General features: G+C 67.6%; 18 protein-coding genes. 8 read left to right on the forward strand and 10 right to left on the reverse strand.

Features of this window, described 5'->3' with window-relative positions; genetic code table 11:
* Positions 1 to 35: 35 nt before the first annotated feature.
* Positions 36 to 968 (reverse strand): ATP-grasp domain-containing protein, encoded by a 933-nt coding sequence (locus tag H0I76_RS08225; protein WP_200609181.1) that lies wholly within the window; start codon positions 966 to 968, stop codon positions 36 to 38.
* Positions 969 to 1240: 272 nt separating this feature from the next.
* Between H0I76_RS08225 and H0I76_RS08230 the strand changes: the two genes are divergently transcribed.
* The 4 genes from H0I76_RS08230 to H0I76_RS08245 are packed head-to-tail and all read left to right on the forward strand — an operon-like array spanning position 1241 to position 5307.
* Positions 1241 to 2446 (forward strand): aromatic ring-hydroxylating oxygenase subunit alpha, encoded by a 1206-nt coding sequence (locus H0I76_RS08230; RefSeq protein ID WP_200609183.1) that lies wholly within the window; start codon positions 1241 to 1243, stop codon positions 2444 to 2446.
* 34 nt (positions 2447 to 2480) lie between these two features.
* Positions 2481 to 3392: an ABC transporter permease gene (locus H0I76_RS08235; RefSeq protein ID WP_407704257.1), complete on the forward strand. Its 912-nt coding sequence runs from the start codon at positions 2481 to 2483 to the stop codon at positions 3390 to 3392.
* Entirely contained in the window at positions 3392 to 4204 is an 813-nt protein-coding gene (locus H0I76_RS08240; RefSeq protein WP_200609185.1) for an ABC transporter permease, read from the forward strand. The genes H0I76_RS08235 and H0I76_RS08240 overlap by 1 nt, the downstream gene beginning before the upstream one ends.
* A complete protein-coding gene (locus tag H0I76_RS08245) occupies positions 4201 to 5307 on the forward strand; it encodes an ABC transporter ATP-binding protein (RefSeq protein WP_407704258.1) in 1107 nt (368 codons plus the stop codon). The genes H0I76_RS08240 and H0I76_RS08245 overlap by 4 nt, the downstream gene beginning before the upstream one ends.
* Before the next feature lie 262 nt (positions 5308 to 5569).
* Here the strand turns inward: H0I76_RS08245 and H0I76_RS08250 are convergent, their stop codons facing one another.
* The 3 genes from H0I76_RS08250 to H0I76_RS08260 form a co-directional block, all read right to left on the reverse strand.
* Positions 5570 to 6313: a hypothetical protein gene (locus H0I76_RS08250; RefSeq protein WP_200609187.1), complete on the reverse strand. Its 744-nt coding sequence runs from the start codon at positions 6311 to 6313 to the stop codon at positions 5570 to 5572.
* A gap of 247 nt (positions 6314 to 6560) precedes the next feature.
* On the reverse strand, positions 6561 to 7283 hold the full coding sequence (locus H0I76_RS08255) for a haloacid dehalogenase type II (RefSeq protein WP_200609189.1): 723 nt from the start codon (positions 7281 to 7283) through the stop codon (positions 6561 to 6563).
* 49 nt (positions 7284 to 7332) lie between these two features.
* On the reverse strand, positions 7333 to 7599 hold the full coding sequence (locus H0I76_RS08260) for a hypothetical protein (protein ID WP_234455205.1): 267 nt from the start codon (positions 7597 to 7599) through the stop codon (positions 7333 to 7335).
* Between the two features lie 119 nt (positions 7600 to 7718).
* On the opposite strand from H0I76_RS08260, the gene H0I76_RS08265 reads away from it, so the two are divergent.
* Entirely contained in the window at positions 7719 to 8594 is an 876-nt protein-coding gene (locus H0I76_RS08265; protein ID WP_200609191.1) for a LysR family transcriptional regulator, read from the forward strand.
* 327 nt (positions 8595 to 8921) lie between these two features.
* On the opposite strand, the gene gcvA is transcribed toward H0I76_RS08265, so the two are convergent.
* Complete coding sequence (gcvA, locus tag H0I76_RS08270) at positions 8922 to 9836, reverse strand: transcriptional regulator GcvA (protein WP_200609193.1); 915 nt, start codon at positions 9834 to 9836, stop codon at positions 8922 to 8924.
* A gap of 125 nt (positions 9837 to 9961) precedes the next feature.
* On the opposite strand from gcvA, the gene H0I76_RS08275 reads away from it, so the two are divergent.
* Entirely contained in the window at positions 9962 to 10198 is a 237-nt protein-coding gene (locus tag H0I76_RS08275) for a DUF1127 domain-containing protein (RefSeq protein ID WP_200609195.1), read from the forward strand.
* Between the two features lie 338 nt (positions 10199 to 10536).
* Here the strand turns inward: H0I76_RS08275 and H0I76_RS08280 are convergent, their stop codons facing one another.
* From H0I76_RS08280 to H0I76_RS08295, 4 genes are all read right to left on the reverse strand, one after another.
* Positions 10537 to 10692: a hypothetical protein gene (locus tag H0I76_RS08280; protein ID WP_200609197.1), complete on the reverse strand. Its 156-nt coding sequence runs from the start codon at positions 10690 to 10692 to the stop codon at positions 10537 to 10539.
* Between the two features lie 63 nt (positions 10693 to 10755).
* Positions 10756 to 10992, reverse strand: coding sequence for a hypothetical protein (locus H0I76_RS08285; protein WP_200609199.1), 237 nt, complete (start codon positions 10990 to 10992; stop codon positions 10756 to 10758).
* Positions 10993 to 11133: 141 nt separating this feature from the next.
* Positions 11134 to 12306, reverse strand: coding sequence for an aromatic ring-hydroxylating oxygenase subunit alpha (locus tag H0I76_RS08290; protein ID WP_200609201.1), 1173 nt, complete (start codon positions 12304 to 12306; stop codon positions 11134 to 11136).
* A 56-nt stretch (positions 12307 to 12362) separates the two neighbouring features.
* Positions 12363 to 13424 (reverse strand): extracellular solute-binding protein, encoded by a 1062-nt coding sequence (locus tag H0I76_RS08295; protein ID WP_200609203.1) that lies wholly within the window; start codon positions 13422 to 13424, stop codon positions 12363 to 12365.
* Positions 13425 to 13645: 221 nt separating this feature from the next.
* On the opposite strand from H0I76_RS08295, the gene H0I76_RS08300 reads away from it, so the two are divergent.
* On the forward strand, positions 13646 to 15007 hold the full coding sequence (locus tag H0I76_RS08300) for a glutamine synthetase family protein (RefSeq protein WP_200609205.1): 1362 nt from the start codon (positions 13646 to 13648) through the stop codon (positions 15005 to 15007).
* Positions 15008 to 15013: 6 nt separating this feature from the next.
* Positions 15014 to 15400: a GFA family protein gene (locus H0I76_RS08305; RefSeq protein ID WP_200609207.1), complete on the forward strand. Its 387-nt coding sequence runs from the start codon at positions 15014 to 15016 to the stop codon at positions 15398 to 15400.
* 127 nt (positions 15401 to 15527) lie between these two features.
* Here H0I76_RS08305 and H0I76_RS08310 read toward each other — a convergent pair whose 3' ends face one another.
* The gene (locus H0I76_RS08310; protein ID WP_200609209.1) at positions 15528 to 16922 is read right to left on the reverse strand and encodes an aminotransferase; all 1395 of its coding nucleotides are present in this window, start codon (positions 16920 to 16922) and stop codon (positions 15528 to 15530) included.
* Between the last annotated feature and the right edge of the window lie 14 nt (positions 16923 to 16936).

The raw sequence follows: 16936 nt of genomic DNA on the forward strand, positions 1-16936 counted from the left end.
GGCGCTGGCGCCACCCACGCCGGCAGGCTGGCGCGTCAGGCTGCTTCGAGCGCCAGCCTGTCGAGTTCCGAGCCTAGGAACTGCGCGATCGCGCGCATGCCGGTCAGCTTGACCTCGGTCGCCGCCTCGGCGGCGGCGTTGTAGTTGGTGTTGGTGTTCACGTCATAGACCAGCGGCACGCCGTCGCGGCCGGTGGCGAACTCGATGCCCGCGATCTCGATCCCCGTGATCCGCAGGAAGCGCTCGAGGCGCGCGCGCAGGGTGTCGTCGATGCGCTCGATCACCTTGAAGGCGGGGCGCGTCTTGCCGGGCACCTCGCAGACATCGGCGGGGCAGAGCTCGAAGCCGTCCGACGTGTCGACCTCGACGGCATAGAGGAAGCGGCCGCCCACGAACTCGGCGCGGGTGATGATCGGCTCGGGTGTCTCGACCGCTGCCTGCAGCAGATGCGTGCCGTCGAGCGGCTCGTCGAAGTTGTCCGAGGCGACATGCTCGGCCAGCGCGTCGGCATTCTCGAGCAGCCGGACCCCAAGGCCCTTGCCGCCGCGATTGGGCTTGAGGATGAAGCGCCCGGTTCCGAACGCCGCGCGGGCCGCCTCGACCAGCCGGTCGCGCCCCACGACCGCGACCGTGCGCGGGGTCTGGATGCCGGCGCGCGCCAGCGCTGCGTACTGGCGGACCTTGCTGATCTCGAGGTCGAGCGCCGCGGGGCCGTTGACCACCCGCCGGCCGTGCTGCGTCAGCCAGGCCAGCGTCGCGGCCGTCAGTTCCGCCGAGAAGCGGTGCCCCCGCGTGTGCGACGAGGCGCTCATGCGGTTGTAGAAGACGCCCTCGGGCGGGGGTGCGCCCAGGTCGATCGCGCGCTCGACCAGGAACCAGTCCTCCCAGGGCGCGCCGGTTTCGTCGAGCGCGGCCGCCAGCGGCGGCAGCCAGTCGGGGTTCTCGTGCAGCACATGAATCTTCGGCATCGCGCATCTCCTCGGCCCGCGCCGGGGACATCGCGCGCCGCCCGCCGCATCGTATTCCCGCCGAGATGGGCGAGTCACGCATTATTTACAACACAATGCGAACTAAAAAATTATTTCACATAATAATATCATAAAATAACCAGCGTCACGTTGGCTCCGCCGGTATCTTCGCGCGCCGGCCGCGGCGCCTGCCGGAAGGGTGCCAAGCAATGCGATTGCCAAACGCCGAAGAGTATTTTATTTTGAGCGCTCAAATAAATTTGAGGTCCGAAATGCCGCTCGAGAACGACCTGCTTAGCGTCCCCAACGACTGGGACCGGCGCGGATTGCCCGCCTGGACCTACACCAGCGAGGAGCTGCTCGAGCTCGAGGCCGAGCACCTGTTCCGTCGCCACTGGCAGATCGTGTGCCACGTGGCGGACGTGCCCGAGGCGGGCGACTTCATCACCCTCGACGTCGTGGGCGAGCGTGCGCTCGTGGTGCGCGGCCGCGACGGCGAGGTGCGCGCCTTCCACAATCTCTGCCGCCATCGCGGCTCGCGCGTCGTGGCGGGCGAGCGCGGCAACATCCGCGGCGCCATCATCTGCCCCTTCCACGGCTGGACCTACGATCTGGACGGCTGCCTGCGCGGCGTCGCGCATCCCAAGAGCCTGCCACCCCTCGATCCGGTCGACTGGGGCCTCAAGCCGCTCGAGATGGAGACCTGGAACGGCTTCGTCTTCGTGCGCTTCAAGCCGGGCCCGCAACCCGCCGTGGCCGAGCTGATGGCCCGTCACGAGGCCGAATTGGCCCCCTATGGCCTGGCCGAGCACAAGGCCGCCGAGCCCGTCGACTGGGGCGAGGAAAGCCCGGTGAACTGGAAGGCCGTGCGCGACGTGGACAACGAGGGCTACCACGTCCCCATGGCGCATCCGGGGCTGCACGACCTCTATGGCCGCTACTACTTCGATGAATCCTTCCACGCGGGCACCTCGCGCAGCTTCGCCACCTTCAATCCCGGCCCCGGCAGGCTGTGGAGCGTGCGCGCCTACAAGTCGATCCTGCCCGAGGCGACGTGGCTGCCCGAAAGCCACCGCCGGGCCTGGCTCTATATCGGCATCTTCCCCAACTCGGTGATCGCCTGCTACCCGGACAGCTGCATGTTCTACCAGGAGTTTCCGCTGGCGGTGGACCGCACGCGGCTGCGCGGCGCGGTATATCGCCAGCCCGACGAGACGCGCGCCATGCGCGCCGCGCGCTACCTCAGCAGCCGGATCGACCGCATCACCGCCGAGGAGGACAAGCAGCTCACGATCTGGTCGTGCGAGGCGACCCGCTCCTCGGCCTATGACGGGATCATGCTCTCGGACCTCGAATACGGCGTGAAGAGCTATCATGACCACTTGCGCGCGGCGCTTCCGGTGGTGAATCTGCTCGAGCCCCCCGAGCGGGGCGAGATGGCGGAGGCCAACGACCGCATGAGCCCGGAGCGCGGATGAACGACCGACGACGAAGCGGCCCGGAGGCGCGGGCATGAGCCGCGCCGACGCGGGCGCCATGCCCGCGCGTCCATCCGGGATCAGGCGCCTTCTGCGGGGCGAAGCCGCGCAGGGCCTCGTGCTGGTCAGCCCGACCTTCCTCTATGCGCTCCTGCTGCTGGCTGCGCCGCTGACCCTGGTGCTGCTGATCAGCTTCTGGACGCAGGACTACCTCGAACTCGATCGCACCTTCACCACGGCGAACTACGCCGAGGCCTGGTCCGATCCGCTCTATCGCCTGCTGATGGGACGCTCGCTCGTGATTTCGGGCGTGGTCACCCTCACGACCGTGCTGCTGGCCTACCCGATCGCCTATTTCGTCGCCTTCCATGTCGAGCGGAACAAGGCGCTCTGGATCTTCCTGATCACCATCCCGTTCTGGACCAGCTACCTGCTGCGGGTGTTCCTGTGGAAGGTGATCCTCGGATACAACGGGGTTCTGAACAGCGCGCTTCTGGGCCTCGGCCTCGTCGACCAGCCGCTGACCTTCCTGCTCTACAACGCCAATGCCGTGGTGATCACGCTGGCCCATGCCTGGGCGCCCTTCGCGATCCTGCCGATCTATGTCGCGCTGGCCAAGATCGACCGCAGCCTGCTCGAGGCGGCCGAGGATCTTGGCGACGGGCCGCTTAGGCGCTTCTGGCGCGTGACCCTGCCGCTGTCGATGCCGGGCGTGATCGCGGCGGCGCTGATCGTCTTCATCCCGACGGTTGGCGACTACGTCACGCCGCGGCTGGTGGGCGGCACCGACGGGCTGATGATCGCCAACATGATCCAGGTGCAGTTCGGCAAGGCCAACAACGCGCCCCTGGGCGCGGCGCTGGCTGTCTCGGCGATGGCGATCGTTGCCGCCATTTCGCTGGTCTTCCTCTGGCTCAACCGACGATTCACGCGGGGAGGCGGCTGATGGCGCGCGCTCGGGGGCAGGGCTGGCTCAAGGGATACGCCATCGGCTATCTCGTCTTCCTCTATGCCCCGGTCTTCCTGCTGCCGATCTTCGCCTTCAACGACAGCGCCATCATCGCCTTCCCGCTCTCGGGCTTCACCACCGCCAACTTCCAGCAGCTCTGGGCGACCGACGCGATGCATGGCGCGCTGGTCAACAGCCTGCAGGTCGCGGTCGCGGCGGCGGTGATCTCGACGCTTCTGGGCATCTGCGCCGCGCGCGCCTCCGCCCGCTACGAGTTTCCGGGCCGGCGCGCGATCATCGGCTTCATCATGCTGCCGCTGGTCCTGCCCGAGATCATCGTGGCGGTGGCGCTCCTGGTCGTGCTGGTCCAGCTCGGCTTCGCGCTCTCGCTCTGGACCGTCGTGCTCGGCCATGTGCTGGTCTGCACGCCGTTCTCGATCGCGATCCTGTCCTCGGCCTTCCAGAACATGGACCGCAGCCTCGAGGAAGCGAGCCAGGATCTCGGCGAGGGGCGGATGATGACCTTCCTGCGGGTGACGCTGCCGCTGGTCACGCCGGGTATCGTCGCGAGCCTGCTGATCGGCTTCACCATCTCGCTCGACGAGTTCATCATCGCCTTCTTCCTGACCGGCACTGAGCCGACATTGCCGGTCTATATCTGGAGCCAGCTGCGCTTCACGGCCAAGCTTCCGGGGGTCATGGCGCTTGGCTGCCTGCTGCTGGTGCTTTCGCTCGCGCTCTTGTGCGCGGCCGAGTATTTCCGGCGCCGCTCGGCGCGGCAGACCGGATCAAGCGGGGGATATCTGTGACCGACGACCGACCACGAGGCCGCGCGCTGATCGAGCTCGACCGGGTTGAGAAGCGCTTCGACGAGGTTGCCGCGCTCAAGGGCGTGAGCGGCTCGATCATGGAGGGCGAGTTCTTCTCGCTGCTGGGTCCCTCGGGCTGCGGCAAGACCACGCTGCTGCGGCTGATCGCGGGCTTCGACGAACCGACGCGCGGCGCCATCGCGATCGACGGCAAGCCGATGGCGGGAGTGCCCGCCAACCTGCGCCCGACCAACATGGTGTTCCAGAGCTACGCGATCTTCCCGCATCTCGACGTCGCGCAGAATGTGGCCTACGGGCTGCGGCGGCTGCGGCTGGGGCGTGAGGAGACCGCGCGCCGGGTCGAGGAAGCGCTCGGCATGGTCGATCTCGCGGGCTATGGCAAGCGGGCGGCACATGCGCTCTCGGGCGGCCAGCGCCAGCGCGTGGCGCTGGCCCGCGCGCTGGTGATGCGCCCGCGCGTGCTGCTGCTCGACGAGCCGCTCTCGGCGCTCGACAAGAAGCTGCGCGAGCAGATGCAGGTCGAGCTCAGGCGGCTGCAGCGCGCGGTCGGGATCACCTTCATCCTGGTCACCCACGACCAGGAGGAGGCGCTGATCATGTCCGACCGCATCGCCGTCATGTTCGACGGCGAGATCGCCCAGCTGGCCAGCCCCGAGACCCTCTACCGCCGCCCGGTCGACCGGCGCGTCGCCTCGTTCATCGGCGTCATGAACTTCTTCGACGCGCGCGTGACGGGCGAGAGCGCGGGGCTGATCGAGCTCGACGTCGCCGGGCTGGGCCCCGTCGCCATCCCGCCCGAGCAGGCGCCCGGCGGCAGAAACGCCGCCGGCACGACGGTCGGGATCCGGCCCGAGATGCTGACTCTCCTGTTCTCGGACACCGAGCGCGCCGAGCACGAGGTCAGCGGCGAGGTGGTCGATGCCGTCTATTACGGCGACATGACCTACTACGACCTGAAGCTGCCCGGCACCGAGCGCCCGGCAACCGTCTCGATGCGCAACACCGCCGGCCGCCCCGTCCTGCGCCCCGGCGACCCCGCGCGCGTCGGCTGGGGGCGCGAGTCGGTCATCCTGCTCGCGTAGGCGCCGGACTGCCGGGGAATGCGGGAGGCTTGGCGTTCGCGCTCTGCCGATTCTTGCGATGGACGGTGCACCGGGCGGTTATATGCCGGTCATTGTGACCCTTCGCGGTATCTTCGAGGGGGTACGCGGTTCACCGAGGCACCGGGGATCGCTGCATCCTACGCACGGCGGGCGATCTGTTGACGTGAGCGGCTGCGGTAAGTGAGTAGAGGTTCGGACGGACAGACTGCTGCCCCGCACCGATATCGTTCTTTGGCGGCGATCAACGCCTTTCCCAGCGGAGCCGTTCGATCGCCCACTGCACCGCAGCGGCCTTGCCGGGTGCGCCTCGTGCGATTTCCAGTTGCACAAGCCTTTCGGCTTTTCGTTGGTCGCCGCCAACCATTCCGACGAGGTCATCAAACCCCGGCGTTCCCGCATCGAGGATTTCGCGCGGCACTCTCAGGTCATTTTCCGGGTATTGGCGGGGAACCTTTATGCGGGCGCGCCTTGTTCCGACCATCGCAACCAAGATGATCAGGAATCCCGTGCAGAGCAGCGGGACAGAAAAGTGGAGATCGGCTACCCAGCCAGCCGCCCGATAAACAACCGACACGTCGAATCCGGCAGGCCCAGCTTCTCGCGCAGGCGGAAGCGGCGAAGTACATGGTGCCTGTCCGTGAAAAAGGCAACTCTGGTCTTTCGGCAGCAGCTCGCTGCGGGCCAGAATGGTTGCGAGGCCCCACAACACAAGCGGGATCGGCGGTAGCCACCAGGAACCGAAAAGGCGGCAGAGCGCACCGTCCTTTGGGGTCTTGCCGTTCGTCTGCGCGGGGGCTGTCTTGAACCTCGGCTCCGCGGGGGTCGCCGTTTTTGCTTGCTTCCAGGGTGATCGGTAGACGCTCGAACCCGCTCGTCGGCTGCGCTTCGCCGATGAAATGATGAAAAGAACCAATGAAATGCTGCATACCAGTGCAACAATGACCTTTTCCGCCAAATTGCCTGAGTCATAGAAGATCGGGATCATTGGAGAAATTTACAGTTGTCCTCGAGCGCGGACCACCCCACGCCGCCAATGGCGCCGCTTTCCTGTCAGGCTCGTGGGACTGCGAGAAGCCGCATTCGGCCAGTCGGAATGGCATTGCCGACCGCCGCGCCGCAGTATTGGCCCAATGTAATTCCGCCGCTGACACTATCGAACGCGCATCGAAGCCAAGGCCTCGGCGCAGGACCGCCGGGGCGTGGCCCTTCCCCCGCGATCACGGCATGCGGGTCTAGCCCGCCAATTCGGCCTGGTGCGCCCGCACCAGGTCCGCCATGCTGTTGAAGCGGAAGTTGAATGCCGGCAACTCGCCCGGGTTCATGGTCGCCCCGAATCCGTCCTGATCATGGCGGCGGTAGATCCAGCAGTTCGCCAGCCCGTGCCTGTTGGCCGGAGCGTGGTCGTGGAACATGCTTTCGGCCGTGTGCAGGATCTCGGCCTTCCGGATCCCCGATCGGGCCAGGGTTTCCAACATGTAGTCGAAGTTCCGGTCCGCGGGCTTGTAGCTGCCGATGTCCTCGGCCGTGTAGACGCCGTCGAAATGCACGCCCAGCCGCGCGTTCGAGCCCTGGAAGCTGAGATTGTCGGTATTGGTCAGGACCACGAGCTTGTAGTGCTGCTTCAGATAAGCCAGCGCTGCGCGGCTGTCGTCGAAGGCGGGCCACTGGCGGACGGACAGGCCGTAGGCCTGGCATTCCTCCCAGGTCACCTCGACATTCCATTCCTCGGCCAGGCGGCGATAGACGACGGCCAGCAGGTCCGAGTACTTCTTCGCTGGCGTCCAGCGCTGGGTGGTGGACTCGTGATAGGCATGGGCCTCGAGGATCTCGTCGCGCGAAAGCTGCCGCCCGACCTTGTCGGTCAGCGGCTTCAGCGCGGTCACCATGCCGCTTTCCCAGTCGATCAGCGTGCCATAGACGTCGAACGTCAATACCCTGAAATCGCTCAGCTTCATCGGTCTCCCCATTCTTCGAATTGGCCGCAGCCGTCCGACGTTTGCGCCGTCAGCCCCAACGGATCAGCCCGATGACCGCCGACGCCGCGTAGAAGAGCTGAAGCAGAAGGAACGTCCAGCGCCGGTCGATCACCGCCCACGCCGCGAACAGGCCGGACGAGACCAGCAGCAGGGTGAATCCCGCCAGCTCCGCGCCGATGTTCGACGCGATCAGAAGCGCGTAGGCCATTGCCAGCACCGAACCCGCAACCTCGAACTGCGTGGTGAGCTGCCGCCGCCCGCCATCACCAGCCTGCATCTTCACAAGATCCGCCATCGGCCGTCCCTCCCAGCCGAACAGGATCGGCGCCTCGTGTCGATACGCCGATGGCATGCCGTGGCACAAGTGAATGAATCTCATGTACCAATCACTTTCTGTCATGGTATGGGTTGCGTATGGCGGCGCGACTCGAGATAGATGCCCTGCGGGCCTTGCTGGAAATTGCCAGGCTTGGCGGCGTGACCCGGGCGGCCGAGCATCTCGGGCTCTCGCAGTCAGCCGTCAGCCACAAGATCCGGCGTCTCGAACACTCGCTCGATTGCGACCTGCTTGCCCGGCGCGCGGGCGGCCCGCTGCTGACCGAGGCGGGCGAGCGGCTGCTGGTCTATGCCCGGCGCATGACCGAACTTCACGACGAGGCCCTGGCGGAGCTGGGCAAGCGGCCGCTTTCCGGCGTCATCCGCCTGGGCATGACCGAGGACACCGCGACAAGCGATATCGCCCGCATCCTGGGGCGGTTCACGCGGCTTTATCCCGGGGTGACGGTCCGCACCCGCACCGGCCAGAGCCTGAATGTTCAGGAATGGCTGAAGGCGGGCGAGCTGGACGTCGCCACGATGCAGGTGTTCCGGCAGGATGTCGCGAAGGGCGATATCGTGCTTTTCGGCGACAGCCTGCACTGGGTGAAGTCGCCTGACCTCGTGCTGGACCCGTCGCGCCCGGTTCCGTTCCTTTCCTTCGACCACAAGTGCTTTTACCGCCAGTGGGGCTTTTCGGACGGCCAGCTGCGCGGGCACCGCTTTGAGACGGTCCTGGAATGCGCCAGCGCGGCCGGCATCCAGTCCGCCGTCAGGGCCGGCCTCGGGGTCGCGCTGCTCAACGGGATGCACATCACACCGGATATCGAAGTGATTGAGGGCGAGTACCCCTCGCCCCCCGACATCGTCTTCATCGCCCGCATCGCACCGAAGGGCGGAGGCGGCCCTGTCAGGGCGCTGCTCGATGAAATCGTCCGCGAGCTGCGAAAACCGCTGCCGTCACGCGCGGCGTGACGACGCGACCACGAGGCTTCCGCGTGCCCAGAGAGATCCCGCCGGTTGAAACCATGCGCGCCCCCGCGCAGGTCATTTGGCAGCAGGATGCGGAAACCAGTGCCTTCAGCCGTTGGGCAGCCCGATCCGGTGAGGAAACCCTGCCCAAAGCCCGCGGCGGTCGATTGGCCAGAGATCCGCATCGGGCGAACTGGGCGATGAGACGTCGTTCGCTGCGCTCTTTGCCAAGGCCCGTTCCGCGGGACAATCCTGCCGCTCGCGCACAAGAACCGGTATGCACGCATCACTTCCAGGCGTGACCCGCCGAATGTCTTCTCGGGGGCCCGATCAGGACATGACGCCGGGCGCATCCAGAGCCGCCTGATCGTGAAGCCAATTGAGAAAGACCCGTACTCGCGGTTTCTCGGCTCCGGCGTCCGTCGTTACCGAGTAGTAGGAATAGTCGCTTTGCTTGAATTCCTTCAGGGGGCGGACAAGCCTGCCTGAATTCAGGTGGTCCTGAACCAGGGATTGCCGCCCCAGCGCGACGCCCTGGCCGCGCACGGCAGCTTCCGTGAGCAGAACCGAGTCGCCGAACTCGACATTGTTCTTGTTCACTGTGCCACCCAGTCCGACATCGCGCAGCCAGCGTGCCCAGGTCATCGTCGGCTCGCCTTCGTCCACATCGATGTCGTGCAACAACGTGTGGTGCCGCAGGTCCGACACGTGACGCAAAGGCTGATGGTTCAAGAGCGAAGGGGCGCAGACTGGGAAGATCATGTCATGCATGATCAGCGTCGATCGTAACCCCGGATAGCGGCCGATCCCGTAGGCGATCCTGAGATCGACCAGGCCTTCATTGAGGTCGGGTGCAACGCCCGATGCCAGCACTCGCAGCCTGATGTCGGGAAATGCCTGAATGAAACCCGAAAGGCGGGGCACGAGCCAGAGGGTCGCAAGGGAGGGGGCGACATTGATCGTGAGCTGCCCGGCGAGCTGCCCGCCGCGAAGCCCGCCGACGCCACGTGCGAAATTGGCGAGGCCCTTCGCGATATCCGGCAGAAGCTCCTGGCCGGCACTTGTCAGCCGAATCCCTCGCGGCAGGCGATGGAACAGTTCCAGCCCGAGATCCTGTTCGAGTGTCTTGATCTGATAGCTCACTGCCGCAGGCGTGACATGCAACTCCTGCGCGGCGGCCGCAAATCCCCCATGCCTGGCGGCGACCTCGAAAGCACGAAGGGCGTTCAGTGGCGGCAGTCGCATCGGCTCTCACCCTGGAAGGCTAAGTTATCTTATCTCAATGGAGGAGAAATACTCGTTTGTAAACAAGCCATATTTAACCCACGTTCCATCGCATCGGACATCGTGGACCCAAGGAGACATTCAAAATGACCAGCACCGACAATCGCTTCGTGCAACAGAAGTCCCGCTTCGCGCAGGCAAATGACTTGATGGCCAGTGGCCGCGCAGCCCTGTCCCGTCTTGCCCGCGCTCTGCGCCTGTGGAGCGCCCGCGCGCATCAGCGCCAGCACCTCGCCGAACTCTCGCCCGAGCGCTTGAAGGACATCGGCGTCAGCGCGGACGCGGCGAACGCCGAGGCCGCCAAGCCGTTCTGGCAGGCTTGACGACCGATGGGCTTTGTGGGGGATGAAGGCCGGCGATTGATGCGCCGATATCGGCGGAGATAACTTCGGCCTTCAACGCCGCGTCTGTTGCTCGGGCCCTCGCCATCGGACCCGGCAAAATGCTCGCCCTCGCGCAGACAGCGCTGAGCAGTCGTTTCGCGGGCGTCTCGGTGAGCATCGAGTCGCCGGCTGGCTCGCCGGTCTACTCTGCCCCTGCCGCGATCGGCCTCGCTCGACTCGCAGCTGTCCTTCGCCGCGGCGAGGACCGATGACCGTTACGAGCAGTTATTCTATCCAACCCGCCCCCGGCGTCGCGCGATCCAGCGCAAGCCTCCCTATCAGCCGAGGATGCTGTCGAGGTTGTTCACGATGGCGACCAGCAGGTAGATGCCGCAGATCACCAGCGCGCGCCAGAAGACATACTGCATCACGAAGGCGCTGCACCCCAGTTCGATGGCCAGCGCCGGCAGGGTCGGGGCTTCCCGGCGGAACAACCCGATCGCGCCCAGGAATGCCGCCAACCCGGCCAGGACTGGGGCCGCGAATGTCAGGATGCGTTAGGCGTCCCAGTCCCGCGAGGTCGGCGCCGGCGCGGGAGAGGGATCGTCCGACAGCGCGCGCCTCGCGCTTTCCCGGATCTCGGCGGCGACCTCGCCGATCGTCGCGGCAGCGCTCTTCTCGGGCTCGGCGAAGGTCCCCGAGATATGAAGCGTCACTGCGACCAGCACGATAACGCCGACGAAGAATGCAGTCGTCCCCCAAGCGGGGCGCAACCCGGCAGCTCTCGTCGACATGAGACCCCCCGAAATCCATCTCGGCAGTTCAGATGATCGCGCCCGCATTCGGCCAGAACAGGGCGACTGCGCCTGATTGCCCGGCGCGGCGATCGCGGCCCCCGCGATGCCGGGTGTCCGTCCGCCGGCCAGGCCGGCGCGCTAGGCCTGCGCCGCGGCCAGCCGTGCGCGCACCCAGCGGTGGAAGGCGTGGACCTCGTATTCCTCCTGCATCAGCGTGCCCTGCGCGAAGGGGGCTGTCGACAGGCCGCGCTGGTTCATCTCGCAGGCGGCGGCGTCCTCGGCCATCACCTGCCGCGCGAAGGCGACGATGCGGTCCAGGTCGAAGCCCGGCTCGGCCGCTCGCCCCGGCGGCAGCAGCCACTCGGCGGTGAGACGGGTCCGGGTCGGGCCGACCGGCGCGACGCGCACCACGCGGGCATGGTCGACATGGGCCACGACATAGAACGAGGGCAGGGCAACGCCGAAGCTGTGGCCGCGGGCGATTTCGTCCGGCGTGAGCCCCGGCAGGGCGGCGCCCTGCGCCTTGCCGCCCACCGCCCAGGTCTCGGCGCCTTCGGCCAGCGTCCCGGCGAAGCGCGGCTCGGCCGCCTCGGCGCGGGCGCGCCAGTCGGGGTCGTCCGCGCGCTCCATGATGCCGCGGCCATAGATCGGGACGAGCTCGCACAGCGCCGGGTGGATCCCCGGGCAATGCAGGCATTCGTTGAAGTTCTCCCAGAAGACCTTCCAGTTGCAGGCGATCTCGATCTCCTCGCGATGCGCGGGTTCGAGCGCGCCGAGCGGCCAGTTGGCGACCGGCGAGAGATCGCGGGCCGTCGCCGCGTCGAACTCGGCCTGGCCGCCGCCGGCCGGGTTGACGAAGACCAGCCCGCCCCACTCGGCGACGCCCGCGGGGACCAGCCCGTGCGCGCCGCGATCGAAGCCCTCGACCCGCCGCGCGGGACCCGTCGCGATCAGCCGGCCGGAAAGGTCATAGGCCCACCGGTGGTAGGGGCAGACCAGCAGCGGCCGCTCCAGCCGCCCGGTGCCATGCGGGCAGATCTCGGCGCCGCGGTGGCGGCAGACATTGTGAAAGGCGGCGAGCGAGCCGTCCTCGCGGCGGATGGCCACGATGTTCGCCTCCCCCGCGGCGCCCGCGCGCCATCCGCCGGGCGCAAGCTCGGAGGCGCGGCAGAATACCAGCCATTCGCGGCCCCAGATCGTGGCCATCTCGTGCTCGTGATGGGCGGGGTCGGAATACCAGGCGACCGGCAGCGAGGGCTCGGCCCGGACGAGGCCGTTGAATTCGCGGTGAAATGGGGTCTCGCCCGACATCGCAGGCCTCGTGTGGCATGCGCCGCCCGGACCGGCCCGGGCGGCGCGGGGCCGGATCAGAACCCGGCCTTGATCTTCTCGAAGTCGGCGATCATCGCCTCGCGCATCGCCGAGGGCAGCGGCGCCTGCCACAGCGTCTTGTCGGTATAGGCCTCGAAATTGTCGAAGCCCATCTCGGCCAGCGTCTCGGCGGGGATCTCCTTCATGCCCGCCTCGTTGGAATGGCCGTAGCCCCAGGCGGTGACGATGTATTCGGCCGTGCGGTGCTCGAGCCAGGCGTTGATGAAGTCATAGGCCTTGGCCTCCGAGCCCTGGCCGTCCTTGAGGTCGACATACCCGCAGACCCAGGTGGACGACCCCTCGGCGGTGTCGCGGTTCATGGCCACGGGCTGCCCCTCGGCCTGCATCGTCGTCGGCGTCTCGTTCCACGCCCAGGACAGCACGACCTCGCCCGATCCCATCAGCTGCGCCAGCTCGGCGCCGTCCTGCCAGTAGGCGCGGACGTTCTGGTGGACCTTGCGCAGGAAATCCGAGGCCGCGGCAAGATCGGCCTCGGTCGCCTTGGTCCAGTCCGTGACCCCCGTGGCCAGGAAGCCCAGCGCATAGGCGTCGTCGACATTGTCGGGGATCGAGACGCGGCCCTGGTACTTGGGATCGGCGAAGGACTGGAGGGTCGCCGCGTCCTCGTCGGGCACGAGGTCGGTGCGGTAGGTGAGCCCGGTCGCGCCCCAGTCCATCGGGACGACGTAATAGGTGCCGTCGACCGAGAAGCCCGCCATGTCCTTGAAGCCCGCCATCAGGTTGCCCCACTCGGGGATCAACTCGGTCTTGATCGGCTCGATCAGGCCCGCCTCGCGCCATTTGACCACCGACTGCGAGCAGGGGTGGGCGAGATCGGCACGGAACCCCGCGCGCAGCTTCTGGAAGGCCTCCTCCTCGTCACCGAAGAAGCTGAAGGTCGGCGTGTCGCCATACTTCTCGGTATATGCCTTGAAGAACTCGGGATCCTCGTAGCCTGCCCAGTCGAATATGACGAGTTCCGGGTCGGCCGCGAGGGCCGGCGCCGTGACCAGCGCCGCAGTGGCGCCCACGGCAAGCAGACGGCTGATCGGTTTCATCATTGTGACTCCCTGTTGTTATCGGACGATAGGTATCCCGGCCCGTACCGATGGCCCGGTTTCCGCTCGTTTCCCATTGTAGGAAAAGAGGTTAGCAATACGCTGGAAAGGAACAAGCGGATTCGGTGGCGGCCGTCCGGCAGATGCGCCGGGGCCCGCTTTGGACTGGCGGCGGCGCGGTGGCGCTGCCATGATCGCGGCGAGGTTCCGAGGGAGGCCACGTGCGTATTGAAGACGACCCGAAGGCCGAGGCCGAGGCCTATCTCGCCCGCCATCCCGACACGCGCCATGTCGACGCCTTCCTGATCGATCTCAACGGGAACGCCTTCGGCAAGCGCCTGCCGGTCGCCGAACTGGCGCGCCTGCAGGCGCAGGGCACCACGATGTGCGCGGCGATGCAGCTGACCGACATCCGCGGCACCTGCTGGGACGTCGCGGGCCTGGGCTTCTCGGACGGCGACCCGGACGCGCCGTGCCGCCCCGTGCCCGGCACACTCGCGCCGGTTCCCTGGGCGGCCGAGCCGCGTGCGCAGGTGCTGATGCGCTTTTGGGACGAGAAGGGCCCGCTCTGGTACGAGCCGCGCACGATCCTCGAGGGCGTGGTGGCGCGCTTCGCCGCCATGGGGCTCAGCCCCGTGGTCGCGGTCGAGCTGGAGTTTCACCTGATCGACCGCGCCCGCGCCACCGACGGTGCGCCGCAGCCGCCGGTCTCGCCGGTCTCGGGCCAGCGCCGCGCCGCGGGGCAGGTGCTGGGCATGGCGCCGCTCGACGAATATGCCGAGGTGCTGGGCGCGATAGAGGCGGCGTGCCGCGCCCAGGGACTGCCGGTCACCACGGTGTCGAAGGAATACGGGCCCGGCCAGTTCGAGATCAATCTCGCCCATCTCGCCGACCCGGTGCGCGCGGCCGATCATGCCGCGCTGATGCGCCGTTCGGTGGTGGGCGTGGCGCGGGCGCACGGGATGGATGCGACCTTCATGTCGAAGCCCTACGCCGCCGAGTCGGGCAGCGGGCTGCAGATCAACCTCAGCATCACCGACGCGCAGGGCGTCAATCTCCTCGATCCCGCGCAGCCGGGGGCCGCGGCGCGGATGGGTCATGTCGTCGCCGGCATGCAGGCGATGCTGGCCGAGACGATGGCCGTGTTCGCGCCGAACCTCCATGCCTATCGCCGCTTCGCGCCGGACCAGTTCACGCCCGTCACCCTCGACTGGGGCGAGAACAACCGCTCGGTCGCGTTCCGGGTGCCTTTGTCCGACGGCCCCGGGCGGCGGATCGAGCACCGCGCGGCGGGGGCCGAGGCCAATCCCTACCTCGTGATGGCGGCCGTGCTGGCTGCGGCGCATCACGGGCTCGAGCGCGAACTCGCGCCCACGCCGGTCGCAAGCGGCAATGTCGGCGCCGCGGTCGACCCGGCCCTGCCGCTCACGCTGTGGTCGGCGCTCGACGCGATGGAGCGCGCGGCCGTGCTGCCCGACTATTTCGGCGCGGCCTATGTCGACGCCTATGTCGGCGCCAAGCGAGCCGAGTTCGACGCCTTCATGGCCGATATCCTGCCGCGCGAGCACGAATGGTATCTCTGAGGCCGCATGACATCTGAGGACGCGATCCACCGGGGCGGCTGCCTGTGCGGCGCCTGCCGGTTCGAGGCGCGGGGCGCGCCGACCGACACCGGCTACTGCCATTGCCGGATGTGCCAGCGCTCGTCCGGCGCGCCGGCGCAGACCTTCGCGCTCTACCCCGAGGACCGCTTCCGATACGTCGCGGGAACGCCTTCCGTCTACCGCTCGTCCGACTGGGGCGTCAGGGAGTTCTGCCCGGTCTGCGGCTCGCAGCTCGCCTTCCGCGACGCCGACGGCGTGTCGCTCAACACCGGCTGCCTCGACGCGCCCGAGACGATGCCGCCGCGCCGGCACATCTATTGCGACAGCCGCATCGCCTGGTTCGACACCGCCGACGACCTGCCGCGCGAGTGAGCGCGCACACCGCGCGCCACGCCCTGCAAGGGGCGCAAGGCGCGATCGGCTCGCTCGGTTTTGCGGTGCTGCCATCCTGTCCCGTGTCAGACCGGCCGGCGCGGACCCGCCGCGCCGGCCGGGTTCCTCACATCATCTCGGCCTCGACCTGCCCGATCGCCTTGTCGAGGATGTCGAACATCCGGTCGATCTGCGGCCGCGTGATGATCAGCGGCGGCGAGAACACGCACATGTTGATCAGCGGCCGCACGATCAGCCCCATCGCCTCGCATTTCGCGTCGACCCGGTTGCCGAACTCCTGGTCGATGGCAAGCCGCTCGCGCTCGGACATGCCCGGGGCAGGGTGCCCCTCGACGCAGCCCACCAGCCCCATGCCGCGGGTGTCGCCGACGATGGGGTGACGCCTCAGCTCGTTGAGCCGCGCCTGGAAATGCGGCGTGAGCTCGCGCACATGCTCGAGCAGGCCCTCGCGCTCGATGATCTCGATGTTCTTGAGCGCCGCGGCGCAGCACACCGGGTGGCCGGAATAGGTGTAGCCGTTCTTGAACACCGCATCCTCGCCCCCGGCGTCGCAGATCTCGGCCATCAGCCGGTCCGAGATCAGCGTGGCGCCAAGCGGCAGGTAGCCCGAGGTCAGGCCCTTGGCGCAGGTGATGATGTCGGGGACGATGCCGAACACCTCCTCCGAGGCGAACCAGTGGCCCAGGCGCCCGAAGGCCGTCACCACCTCGTCCGAGATGTAGAGGATGTCGTTCTCGCGGCAGATCTCGCGCGTGCGGCGGTGGTAGTCGGGCGGCGGCACGATCACGCCGCCCGAAGCCATGATCGGCTCCGAGATGTAGGCGGCGATGGTGTCGGCGCCATAGACGCTGATCGCGGCCTCGAGGTCGGCGACCTTGGCGTCGCACCAGTCCTCGACACTCATGCCCTCGGGCCTGAGATAGGGATTGATGTTCGGCAGGAAGTGGACCAGCCGCTTCTCGGTGTCGAGCAGGTTGCCGTCGCGCTCCTTGGCGGTGACGCTGGCGGCCAGGTAGGTCGAGCCGTGATACCCCTTCTCGCGGGCCAGGAAGCGCTTCTTCTCGGGCAGGCCGCGCAGGTTGTTGTAGAACTGGGCGAAGCGCAGCGCGGTGTCGACGGCCGAGCTTCCGCCGGTCGCGAAGAAGACCGTCTTCAGATCGCCCGGCGCCATCGCCGCGAGCCTGCGCGCCAGCAGGGCCGAGGGCTCCGAGGCGAAGGCCCAGGGGCTGTGATAGGCAAGCTTCATCGCCTGGGAGCCGATCGCCTCGGCCATCTCGGTGCGCCCGTAGCCGATCTGGACGTTCCACATGCCGCCGGGCCCGTCGATGAACCGCCGGCCGTCGGGGTCGATCAGGTAGATGCCTTCGCCCTCGACGGCGATCATGCGGTCGGCATCCTCGCCGCCCACGGTGTCCCAGGGGTGGAAGAAATGCCGGTTGTCCCACTTCTGCACCGTCTCGGGCGAGATCGCGGTCGGGGTCTCGGGGTTCACGGAATTCATGGCGTCACGCTCAC

The organism is Thermohalobaculum xanthum (assembly GCF_016623495.1).
Taxonomy (GTDB): Bacteria; Pseudomonadota; Alphaproteobacteria; order Rhodobacterales; family Rhodobacteraceae; genus Thermohalobaculum; species Thermohalobaculum xanthum.